This is a genomic window from bacterium (genome assembly GCA_026398675.1).
Lineage (GTDB): Bacteria > RBG-13-66-14 > RBG-13-66-14 > RBG-13-66-14 > RBG-13-66-14 > RBG-13-66-14.
In genome coordinates this window covers 1-10,264 of the sequence record JAPLSK010000141.1, presented here as the reverse complement: position 1 = coordinate 10,264, position 10,264 = coordinate 1, and the positions used below count along the sequence as shown (strand labels likewise).

The following is a 10,264-nucleotide window of genomic DNA, read 5'->3' as shown; positions in this document are numbered from 1 at the left end:
CACCAGGGCGCCGCACTTGGAGCACTTGACCTTCACTATCTCCTTGGCCCCGCCCATCACCGCCGCCATCGACTCCTGATGCTCCTGATCGCGCTTCACATCGTCGTTCAATACCGCTACAATGACGACGCCGATCCAGGAGAGGAAAAGGCCGAGTATTAAGCCGACGCCAGCTTTACCCTTCTTCTTCCCGATGATGTAGCCCACGATCGCCGGCGCCACCCATGCTAAAAGCACCACCAGAATCCATGTGACGATCCCGAACCCAACCAGGTTTCCGTACATGACGACCTCCTGTCGGTGGCGTGAAACGGGGCGGGATTTTTATCGCGGGTGAGCCGGACCCGGAGGCGCTGGAAGGTTTTTGGGCCGACGTCGAGCGCCGCGCCCGACGCGAACCGCTCCAGCTCATCCTCGGCGAAACGGAGTTCTACGGGCTGACGTTGAAGGTCCGCGCCGGAGTCTTCATCCCCCGCCCCGAGACCGAGGTCCTGGTCGAGCTGGCCTTGGAAAATTTACCCGGGGACGCCGGGTCGGCCTACGACCTCGGCTGCGGCTGCGGGAACATCGCCTGCGCCCTGGCCGTGAACCGGGTGAATCTACGGGTGACGGCGACCGACCTCTCGGCGGAGGCGGTAGAGCTGACGCGGGAGAACGCGGCGCTGTGCGGCGCGGCGGGGAGGGTCGAAGTCATTCAAACGGACCTGGGCGCGGGGCTCGCGGAAAGGGCCGACCTGGTCTGCTGCAACCCGCCCTACGTGCCCGCGGGGGAGATTGGCGGCCTGGAGCCCGAGGTGCGCGACCACGAGCCGCGCGGGGCCCTGGACGGAGGCGAGGACGGCCTGGCGGTCATCCGGCGCCTCGTCGGGGCAGTGAAAAGTTTACTCAAGCCCGGCGGCCTGGCGCTCGTCGAAATCGGCGACGGCCAGGGGGAGGCGGTGCGGCGGATTTTCGGAAAAATCGCCGGGGCGCGGGTGGAGATAAAAAACGATCTCGCCGACCGCGAGCGCGTCGCCGTGGTGCGGTTTGAATAGTCCCCTCCCCCCTCTGGGGGGAGGCTCGCCTACGGGCCGGGGAGAGGGGTGAAGCGGCCCCCTCTCCCTTTTAGGGAGCGGCGCGCCGACGGGCCGGGGTGAGGGCTGCCGCATATCCCCTCTCCCCTCTGGGGAGAGGGTTAGGGTGAGGGTCGAGGTTGGGAGCGTAGAAAACGCGGCGGCCCGCAGAGGGGCCGCCCTACGTCATCGCAACCAGGGTGAGAGCTGCCGCATAACCCCTCTCCCTTTTAGGGAGCGGCGCGCCGACGGGGATGGGGGCGAGGGCTGCCACCTGTCCCCTCTCCCCTCTGGGGAGAGGGTTAGGGTGAGGGGTAAAACGCCCCCAACAGCTCCAGCTCCAGCCGCTCGTTCAACCCGTGGACCCGCGTCGGCATGTCCTCCGGGTTCGGCTCCGAGGGGAAGGGGACGTACCCGTAGGCGTCGTAACCGGCCCAGCGGAGCTGCCGCGAATCGGTACCACCCAGGCAGATGGTGGGGATGAGCTCGAGCTTGGGGTCCCACGTGGGCAGGAGCTCCCGCGCCGCCTCCACCACCGGGTGGTCCGGGGGCGAGGCGCTGGCCGGATGGGAGTTCTCCACGGCGACGTCCACCGGCAGGTCTTCCACCAACTTCTTGAAAAGAGCCAGCCTGTCCTCGGGCTCGCTGCCGGGCAAAAGGCGGCAGTCGCAGTAGAGGACCACCTCGCTGGGGATGATGTTGAGCTTTTCGCTGCCCCGGACCATGGTCGGGGCGAGGGTGTCGGCGTAGATGGCCTTGAAGAGTGCGGGCAGCCGGGCGGAGATCCGGCCGACGTCCCCGAGGAATTTTTGCCAGGCGCGGGCGTCGCCCCGCTCCAGCCGCCGCATCAGGGGCCCGTCATCGCCCACCAGCCGGTCCAGGAGCCCCCGATTGGCGGGGAGCACCCGGTACTCGAGGGGCAGCTTCTCCAGCCTACGCAGGACCTCGCCCAGGACGTACATCGCCTGGTGGTCACCCGGCACGGCGGCGTGCTCCTGGGTCCCGCGGATGTTGAAGCGCAGGCGGAGCTGGCCCTTCTCGCCGATCATGAAGGAGGCGAAGCGCCGGTCGCCGATGTCGTAGACCTCGCCGCCGCCCTCGGTGAGTGAGGCCCAGCAGTCGGCCAGGTCGGGGCGGTTCTTGACTATCCAGCCGATTCCCGCGCCGCCGCCCACCTCTTCGTCCGCCGTGGCCAGGAATCGGATCGGCCGCCCGCCGCCGCCTTTTTTCGCCAACTCCACCAGCGTCACCGCCTGGGCCGCCACCACCCCCTTGCAGTCTATGGCCCCCCGGCCCCAGACGCACCCCTCGGCGATTTCGCCGCCGAAGGGGTCCCGCTTCCACTTGGCGAAATCGCCCGCCGGCACCACGTCCAGGTGCCCCATCACCAGGAGCGGCTTCTTGCCAGGATCTCCGGGGAGGAGCGCCGCGACGTTCCCCCGCCCGGGCAAGCTCTGGACGACCTCGGCGGGAACCCCCCGTTCGGCGAGCCAGCCCGCGAGGAACCGGGCGCACTCGAGCTCGTTCCCCGGCGGGTTGGTGGTGTTGAACCGGATCAGGGCCGACAGGAGCCCGGCGGCCTCGTCACGCATTCGGGAGACGTCGTCCATCGCGCAACCCCTATCTTTTTTAAGGAAACGCCGTACCGTCCATTATACTTAAGCCGGGGCTTCCACATCCAAGCCGGCGTGCTATAATCTTAAAAAATCCGCCGCGAGGAGCGTCATGCCCGAATACGACGACACCCTGGAGCGCGTTACCAAAGCCGTCGCCGACCTCTGGGGGTGTCTTTGACCCGGAGACCAAGCGCAACCGGCTCGATGAACTGAACCGCCGCATGGCCGAGCCCGGCTTCTGGGGCGATTCCCAGGGGGCCGGCAAGCTCACCGCCGAGGCCACCCGCCTGACCGAGGAACTCGACCGCGCCGAGGGCCTGAAAAAAGAGCTCGCCGAACTCACGGAGCTGGGGGAGATGGCCCGGGACGAGGGCGACGCGAGCGCGCTGGCGCTCATCGCCGACGAGCTGGACCGCCTCGCCGACCGCGCGCTGGCCCTTACCGCCAAGGCGCTCCTCTCCGGCCCCTACGACGACCAGGACGCCATCGTCGAGCTGCACCCCGGCGCCGGCGGCACCGAGTCCGCCGACTGGGCCGAGATGCTCCTGCGCATGTACACCCGCTACTTCCAGCTAAAGGGGTGGAAGGCGGAGCTGCTGGAAATCACCCCCGGCGACGAGGCGGGCATCAAGTCGGCCACCCTCGCCGTGCGCGGGGACCTCGTCTTCGGCCACCTGCGGGGCGAAATCGGCGTCCATCGCCTGGTGCGATTAAGCCCCTACGACGCCAACCACCGCCGCCACACCTCCTTCGCCGCCCTCTACGCCTACCCCGACCTGGACACCGACGTCGAGGTCGCGATCACCCCCGACGACCTGCGCGTGGACGTTTTCCGCTCCTCGGGCTGCGGGGGGCAATCGGTCAACACCACCGACTCCGCCGTGCGCATCACCCATCTCCCCACCGGCATCACGGTGAGCTGCCAGAACGAGCGCAGCCAGAAGTACAACAAGGAATCCGCCATGCGGGTGCTGCGGGCGCGGCTGGCCGACCACTACCGCCGCGAGCGCGAGGAGGAGATAGCCGACTCCAAGGCGGCCAAGCGCGACATCTCCTGGGGCTCGCAGATAAGAAACTACGTGCTGCACCCCTACCGGCTGGTGAAGGACCCCCGTACCGGCGAGGAGACCTCGAACGTGGAGGCGGTGCTGGACGGTAACCTGGACCGCTTCGTGGAGGCGTACCTCCGCTGGAGCCACGGGAAGGCAAGGAATACCAATGGATAGAAAGAACCAATTACAGATATCATCCATCGGCCCCCAGATTGAAGAAACGAAATACGACATCTTCAACTGCGACGCCTTTGAGTGGCTAGACGGGCGAGAATCGGACTCAATCCACGCCGTGGTCACCGACCCGCCTTACGGGCTACGAGAATACGATGAGGACCAACTGGAAAAGCGGAAAAATGGTAACGGCGGCGTCTGGCGCATCCCACCGACGTTTGACGGGCAGAGCCGCAGTCCTCTGCCTCGTTTCACCGTTTTAAACAGCGGTGATTTTCAACGGCTTTCTTTTTTCTTCTCGAAATTGGCGAACCGCCTAATGAAGGTTCTTGTGCCGGGAGCGCACGTTTTTATCGCTACAAATCCCTTAGTATCCCATTACGTTGACCAACCATTTATCGAATCCGGCTTTGAAAAAAGGGGCGCCATCATCAGAAAGGTAATCACCCTTCGGGGAGGGGACAGGCCTAAAAATGCCCACGAGGAGTACCCCGACGTAACGGTCATGCCCCGCTCATGCTGGGAACCCTGGGAGCTTTTCCGCAAGCCCATCGAGGGCACCGTCGCTGTGAACCTGCGGAAATGGAAAACGGGTGGTTTGCGGCGGGTTTCCGGAAAAGAACCCTTTAAAGATTTGATCCCGTCTTCACCCGCCCGGCGTCCGGAGAGGGACATCGCTCCCCATCCTAGCTTGAAGCCGCAAGATTTTATGCGGAAAATCGTCAGGGCGAGCCTCCCCCTCGGAGAGGGAATTGTCCTGGACCCTTTCATGGGATCAGGCTCGACCGTTGCCGCGGCGGTGCACCTCGGGTATCAGTCAATTGGGTTGGAAATCAACGAAGAGTATTACAACATGGCGGTCAACGCCATTCCCAAACTAGCCGCACTTTAACGAATCGAGGTGTGTCGGTGGGTTATGAACTGGATAGATCGGTCCCGCTGCCGCCGCAGCTCACCGCGGATCAAATACGCCGTGCGGTGGAGTACGTCGAACGAGAGGCGACGGAGTTGATAGATGTGTACCTTGAGCAGAAGAACATCTTCAGCGCCTTCGTCGGCATCTTGGGTACTAGGGCACTCGATTCGGTGTCGGTTTACGAGAAGAACCGTCAGACCGACCTCGCCCAAACCCGCTTCCCGGACCTGATTCGTAGAGGAAGCGGCGAAAGACCTTCCCCCAATGATTGCCTAGAATCAAAGGCCAGCATAAGGCCCTGGGCCGTTCAAGCCCACTACAACCACGAGGGGTGGTACATCGTCTGGAGATACCTCGTTGACAAAACGATGAGCATCGAAGCCGAAAAACCTGTAATCGTCTGGAGGGTTGACGTTGTATATCTAACGTCTGCGGATTGGAAATACGAGGGAAGCGGCGCCGGGCCTGGCGGTGGCGGTCGCACGCACACCTTCGGTGTGGATAAACCGGCGGCGAAATTGGAGGGGAAGGCAGTCTATAAAAGGACGGACTTAACGGTTAAGGACGGAAAACCTGTCCCGAAGAACAATAAAAAGTAAGAACCCATGCCCGGTTGGCTCATCGTTCTGCTGTGCATTTTTCCGGGGCTGCCGCTGGCGGTATTCCTCGCCCTGAACGTCTCCCGCTTCTTCCGGCTGGCCCGGCCCAGCCCCATGCCGCACTGGATGGCGCCGCTCATAGACAACCCCATCCGGCGGCTCTTCTACCCGCCCCGGAAAATCGTCGCCGAGCTCGGCGCGGAGCCCGGGATGCGCGCGCTGGAGGTCGGACCGGGCCTCGGGACGTACACCCTGGCCGTCGCCCGGCGACTCGGGGACGCGGGAAGGCTCGTCGCCGTGGACATCCAGCCGGAAATAATCGAAAAGTTCCAGCGGCGGGTCGAGCGCGAGGGCGTGAAAAACATCGAGGCGCGCACCGCCGACGTCAACCACCTGCCCTTCCCCGACGGCTCCTTCGACCTCGTGTACCTGATGATGGTCCTGGGCGAAATCCCCGACCCGGTCGCGGCGCTGCGGGAGTTCCGGAGGGTGCTCAAGCCGACCGGAAGGCTGGCCGTCCAGGAATGGCTCCCCGACCCCGACTACCACCCGGCGGCGACGCTGGTGAAATGGGGCGCCCAGGCGGGCCTGGCCTGCACGGCGAAGCGGGGGGGCTTCTTCAACTACACCCTTTTATTCGCCCCGGGGAGCGGGGGGTAGGATGCCGGCGCAGCTCCCCTGGTACCGTTTGTTCATCTGGTTCGGGGCGGGGCTGGCGGCGGCGGTGACGGCCGTCATCGTCTGCTCCCTGCCCGGCGCGGAGCCGCTGGAGGGGCGGACCTACGACGCCGTCAGCGATTCGCCGCTGGGCGGGGTCGAGGTGACCGTCTGGCCGGTGAGCCCGCCCGTGGGGTTCGACCCGGCGGACTACGACGCCGAATCGGGGCCCGACGGCCGCTTTTCCATCCCCATCCCGAAAAAGCTCTACCCGGTGATACTGAACCTGCGCGCCGACGGCTACGCGCCGCAGCAGACGGTGGCGGCGGGGCCGGGCAACCTGGCGGTGGCGCTCGTCCGCGCCGAAGCGGTCCCCACGACGACCGTCCTGACCCCGGCGCCGGACGACGCCGGGCCCACCACCGAAAAACCGTAGTCTTTCGCCACGGGAGGCACGTTTGCGAATCTTGGTTTTCGTCAGCCGCGACTGGGAACACCAGCGCGACGTCGCGTCCGACATCAAGCAGGCCGTGGCCTTGACCGGCGGCTCCGACCTGGACTCCGACGGCGAGTCGGACATCACCGTCGTCCCCAGCCGGGACCGGGAGGAGTTCGATCGGGAGCTGCCCCAAGCCGACGTGTTCTTCGGCTGGAGCATCACCTCCGAGCGCCTGGCGCTCGCCGAAAATCTCAAGTGGGTCCAGCTCGCATCGGCGGGCGTGGAGCGCACCCCGGTGGGGGAGATAGTCGGGCGTGGGATTCTTTTGACCAACGCCCGGGGGGTGCACTCGGTGGCGGTGGCGGAGCATGCGCTGGCGCTTTTATTGGCCCTGGCTCGGCGGCTGCCCGAGGTCGTGCGCCGTCAGTCCGAGCGGCGCTGGGACCCCGACGCCGTGGCGTACCGGCAGGCCCTCCTGGCCGGAAAGCGGGCGGCGATTCTCGGCTTCGGGAGCATCGGGGTGGAGATAGGGCGGCGGTTGGCCGGTTTCGGGGTGGACGTGTGGGCTATGGTGAACCGGCCGCGGCTGGTGCGCGAGGCGAGCCGGGTCTTCGGCGGCGACGGCTGGCGGGAGATGCTCGGGGGCGCGGACTTCATCTTCAACTGCCTCCCCGAGACCGACGCGACCCGGGGCTGGCTCAATGCGGAGCGGCTGGCCGCGTGCAGGCGGGGGGCGCTTCTGGTGAGCGTGGGCCGCGGGTCCACCGTGGACGAGGCGGCGCTGACGAAGTCCCTCGTCGAAGGGCGCCTGGGCGGCGCGGCGGTGGACGTCCTGGAAAATGAGCCGCTGCCCGCCGATTCACCCCTCTGGACCACCCCCAACCTTTTAATCACCCCCCACGTGGCGGGCCTGACCGAGGGGATGTTCGCGGCCGTCACAGACGTAGGGCGGGGATTTTTATCCCCGCCGCTTTTACGGTCCCGACCTCGACCCTCACCCCAACCCGTAGGCGAGCCTCTCCCTGGGAGGGAGAGGGGGCAGTTCACCCCTCACCCCCGGCCTATCGGCGCGCCGCTCCTCACCTGTAGGGCGGGGATTTGCCAGGGGCATAGCTCGCTTCGCTCGGTTTTAATCCCCGCCGCTTTAACGCTCCCGACCTCGACCCTCACCCCGGCTCGTGCCTGCGATGACGTAGGGCGGCCCTTCTGCGGGCCGCCGCTTTAACGTTCCCGACCTCGACCCTCACCCCCACCCGTCGGCGCGCCGCTCCCTGGAAGGGAGAGGGGGCAGTTCACCCCTCACCCCGGCCCGTGCCTGCGATGACGTAGGGCGGCCCCTCTGCGGGCCGCCGCTTCTATCACCCCGGCCCGTGCCTGCGATGACGTAGGGCGGCCCCGTAGGATGAATCCTCTGCGGGCCGCCGCTTCTACGCTCCCAACCTCGACCCTCACCCCAACCCGTAGGCGCGCCTCTCCCTATAAGGGAGAGGGGGAAGACCCTACAGGAGGGGGGCCAGTTTTTTATCGAACACGCCCGCCGGCACCGAGGACCGCAGCACCTCCCCCAGCCCGGCCCAGGTGACCCCCGGGCTCCGCTCGTAGAGCGCCCGACCGGCCGCCAGGAGCTGCGCCGCGGCGGGGCCTTTCATCAGCAGGCTGAAATCCTCCCCCCCGAACTTAAACACCACCACACTCTCGCAATTGCCGTCCTCCCGCTCGACGATGAAGAACCGGACCTGGTTCTCCACGTCGCCACGGTTATCCAGATGCCGCAAGACCCAGCTCCGGCCGGGATGAACTCGTTGGAGGAATCGAAGGCGGGGCCGAGGACGAGGGTGCTGCTCCGCTGCAGGAGGAAGATGGTTTTCAGGCCGCCCCGGAGCAGGCTCAGGGTCTTCTCGTAGTGGATGTCCCGCCCGCGGTGCATCTCGGTCACCAGGGTGAAGCCCGTGGACCGGAGTATCCCCTCCGCCGACAGGTCGCGCTCGTCCATGGGGCTCCCCGCTATTTGACGAAGAATCCGGCCGCCACCAGGAGCACCCCGACGATGCCCAGCGCCGGCGTCAGGAAGCGCCAGACCTTCACCCGGCCGGTCAGCTCCCGGACCAGCTCCTGCTCGCTCTTGAGGCTGACGATGAAGCGGTCGTCGCCGGTCTTGCGCATGGCCAGCTCTCCACCGGCGTCGGTGACCACCCCCAGGGTGTACACGTTCACCCCTTCGGGGATGAGCCACTCCTGCTTGCGGTAGCCGAGGACGCGGTTGTCTCCGAGGCCGGTCTCGGGCTCGAAGCGGTCGTGGACGACGTGGGCGCCGATTATTTCGGCCCCCCTCACCGCGACCTTCGTCCGGCCCGAGCCGTCCACCACGTAGAAGTCAACGGAGTCGGTCTCGTCGGAGACGGTATCCCAGACCTGATTGACGCGCTTCTGGCGGCGGCCCTCGGAGTCGGTGACCAGCTCGGTCACCTGGCGCTGACGCTCCACCAGGCTCCTGTACCAAACCCCCCGCTTGCCCGAGAGCGGCGCGGTCAGGTAGCCCTCCGCGGCCACCGTCCCTTTGAGCTCGCAGGGGAATGAGAAGGAGCCCTCGAGCTTCTCCTCCTTGGAGGTCTTGTACGTGTCGGCGATTTCGGTGGCCGAGTAGGTCTCGGTGCCGACGATGTCCGCCTGCTTGCGCCGGGCGGCCCCCAGGACGAAGAACCCGATGACGGCGATGAGCACGCACACCCCGCCGCCGACGAAAAACCCCATGTTACCCATCGCCCCTCCAGTCGTTATTTTTCCGGGGGAAGGATACCAAATCCGGCCGGGAAGTGGGGGTCAAAAGAGGCCGCTCGCGAGGGCCGCGGCCCCGATAACGAGGGCTGCAGCCCCGATGAGCCCCGCGTCGCCCCCCAGCTCCCCCGCGACCACGTCCAGCTCGGTGGGAGTGCGGAACCGGTGCCGGGCGAGGGACTCCCGGGCGGGCCCGAGGATGAGCTCCCCGGCTCCGGCCAGGCCGCCGCCCACCACCGCCAGGTCCACGTCCAGAAGGGTCTGCGCCAGGGCGAGCCCCCGCCCCAGGTACCGCCCCGCCTCCTCCAGCAGCCCGATGCAAACCGCGTCGCCCGCGCGGGCGGACTCGGTCACAAGCCGGGCGTTTATGTTGACCGGGTCGCCCCCCGCCGCCGCGAGGAGGTCGGGGAGCCTTCCCTCTTTTGCCAGCTCCATGGCCCGCCGGCGCACCGCCGAGGCCGAGGCGTAGGCCTCCAGGCATCCCCGGCGGCCGCAGTTGCAGGGCCTGCCGTCCGGCTCCACGGTCAGATGGCCGATTTCCAGGGCGTTCCCCTTCACGCCCAAAAGGGGCTTGCCGTCGAGAACCGCCCCGCCGCCGACCCCCGTGCCCAGGGTAACCCCCAGGCAGTAGGGGTGCCCCCGCGCCGCGCCGCGCCAGTACTCGCCCAGGGCAAAGGCCGTGGCGTCGTTGACCAGGGTGACCGGGAGCCCCAGCGCCTCGTAGGCCATCTCCGCCAGCGGCGCCTCGCCCAGATCCGGGAGGTTGACCGGCGAGGAGATCCACCCGCGCCCCGTGTCCATGGGCCCCGGCACCGCCAGGGCCAGGGCGTCCGGTCCGCCCCCGGCCTCGGCGGAGAGCCCCTCCAGGAGCTCCGCCAACGTCCGCAGGAACACGGCGGGGCGTCGGTCCCCGCGCGGCGGGGTCTTCGTCACCGCGACGACGCACCCCGAGGGGTCCACCAGACCCGCCCGGAGGTTGGTCCC

Annotated in this window: 13 protein-coding genes; 7 read left to right on the top strand and 6 right to left on the bottom strand. The window is 67.1% G+C overall.

Annotated features, from left to right (window positions below; all coding sequences use genetic code 11):
• Positions 1 to 285, bottom strand: a 285-nt coding sequence (locus NTW26_03685) for a hypothetical protein (GenBank protein MCX7021376.1), incomplete at its 3' end; no start/stop codon positions are given.
• 20 nt (positions 286 to 305) lie between these two features.
• On the opposite strand from NTW26_03685, the gene prmC reads away from it, so the two are divergent.
• Positions 306 to 1,034 (top strand): peptide chain release factor N(5)-glutamine methyltransferase, encoded by a 729-nt coding sequence (gene prmC, locus NTW26_03680; protein MCX7021375.1) that lies wholly within the window; start codon positions 306 to 308, stop codon positions 1,032 to 1,034.
• Between the two features lie 320 nt (positions 1,035 to 1,354).
• On the opposite strand, the gene NTW26_03675 is transcribed toward prmC, so the two are convergent.
• Positions 1,355 to 2,662 (bottom strand): M20/M25/M40 family metallo-hydrolase, encoded by a 1,308-nt coding sequence (locus NTW26_03675; GenBank protein MCX7021374.1) that lies wholly within the window; start codon positions 2,660 to 2,662, stop codon positions 1,355 to 1,357.
• 115 nt (positions 2,663 to 2,777) lie between these two features.
• Here NTW26_03675 and prfB point away from each other — a divergent pair.
• The 6 genes from prfB to NTW26_03645 all read left to right on the top strand — a co-directional run bounded on the left by prfB (position 2,778) and on the right by NTW26_03645 (position 7,730).
• Positions 2,778 to 3,894 (top strand): peptide chain release factor 2 gene (gene prfB / locus NTW26_03670; protein ID MCX7021373.1). Its coding sequence is split into 2 segments (ribosomal slippage): positions 2,778 to 2,843 and positions 2,845 to 3,894, totalling 1,116 coding nucleotides; the frame shifts between segments, so codons are not numbered across the junction.
• Positions 3,887 to 4,786: a site-specific DNA-methyltransferase gene (locus NTW26_03665; protein ID MCX7021372.1), complete on the top strand. Its 900-nt coding sequence runs from the start codon at positions 3,887 to 3,889 to the stop codon at positions 4,784 to 4,786. Before prfB ends, NTW26_03665 begins: the two co-directional genes overlap by 8 nt.
• A 17-nt stretch (positions 4,787 to 4,803) precedes the next feature.
• Positions 4,804 to 5,409, top strand: coding sequence for a hypothetical protein (locus NTW26_03660; protein ID MCX7021371.1), 606 nt, complete (start codon positions 4,804 to 4,806; stop codon positions 5,407 to 5,409).
• Between the two features lie 6 nt (positions 5,410 to 5,415).
• Entirely contained in the window at positions 5,416 to 6,069 is a 654-nt protein-coding gene (locus tag NTW26_03655; GenBank protein ID MCX7021370.1) for a methyltransferase domain-containing protein, read from the top strand.
• A gap of 1 nt (position 6,070) precedes the next feature.
• On the top strand, positions 6,071 to 6,502 hold the full coding sequence (locus NTW26_03650; protein ID MCX7021369.1) for a hypothetical protein: 432 nt from the start codon (positions 6,071 to 6,073) through the stop codon (positions 6,500 to 6,502).
• Between the two features lie 22 nt (positions 6,503 to 6,524).
• Positions 6,525 to 7,730: a D-2-hydroxyacid dehydrogenase gene (locus NTW26_03645; GenBank protein ID MCX7021368.1), complete on the top strand. Its 1,206-nt coding sequence runs from the start codon at positions 6,525 to 6,527 to the stop codon at positions 7,728 to 7,730.
• A 274-nt stretch (positions 7,731 to 8,004) separates the two neighbouring features.
• On the opposite strand, the gene NTW26_03640 is transcribed toward NTW26_03645, so the two are convergent.
• The 4 genes from NTW26_03640 to NTW26_03625 form a co-directional block, all read right to left on the bottom strand.
• Positions 8,005 to 8,154 carry a hypothetical protein gene (locus NTW26_03640; GenBank protein MCX7021367.1) on the bottom strand — a complete coding sequence of 50 codons (150 nt, stop codon included), beginning with the start codon at positions 8,152 to 8,154 and terminating at the stop codon, positions 8,005 to 8,007.
• Positions 8,154 to 8,498, bottom strand: coding sequence for a hypothetical protein (locus tag NTW26_03635; protein MCX7021366.1), 345 nt, complete (start codon positions 8,496 to 8,498; stop codon positions 8,154 to 8,156). Before NTW26_03635 ends, NTW26_03640 begins: the two co-directional genes overlap by 1 nt.
• An 11-nt stretch (positions 8,499 to 8,509) precedes the next feature.
• Entirely contained in the window at positions 8,510 to 9,265 is a 756-nt protein-coding gene (locus NTW26_03630; GenBank protein ID MCX7021365.1) for a GIDE domain-containing protein, read from the bottom strand.
• Between the two features lie 60 nt (positions 9,266 to 9,325).
• Positions 9,326 to 10,264 (bottom strand): ROK family protein (locus NTW26_03625; GenBank protein MCX7021364.1); only part of this gene is annotated, 939 nt, incomplete at its 5' end.

Bases quoted from the DNA above. Each gene is read 5' to 3' on its own strand.
- NTW26_03675 (MCX7021374.1), bottom strand. From the start codon at position 2,662: ATGGACGACGTCTCCCGAATGCGTGACGAGGCCGCCGGGCTCCTGTCG.
- NTW26_03665 (MCX7021372.1), top strand. From the start codon at position 3,887: ATGGATAGAAAGAACCAATTACAGATATCATCCATCGGCCCCCAGATT.
- NTW26_03655 (MCX7021370.1), top strand. From the start codon at position 5,416: ATGCCCGGTTGGCTCATCGTTCTGCTGTGCATTTTTCCGGGGCTGCCG.
- NTW26_03650 (MCX7021369.1), top strand. From the start codon at position 6,071: ATGCCGGCGCAGCTCCCCTGGTACCGTTTGTTCATCTGGTTCGGGGCG.
- NTW26_03640 (MCX7021367.1), bottom strand. From the start codon at position 8,154: ATGAAAGGCCCCGCCGCGGCGCAGCTCCTGGCGGCCGGTCGGGCGCTC.
- NTW26_03635 (MCX7021366.1), bottom strand. From the start codon at position 8,498: ATGGACGAGCGCGACCTGTCGGCGGAGGGGATACTCCGGTCCACGGGC.
- NTW26_03630 (MCX7021365.1), bottom strand. From the start codon at position 9,265: ATGGGTAACATGGGGTTTTTCGTCGGCGGCGGGGTGTGCGTGCTCATC.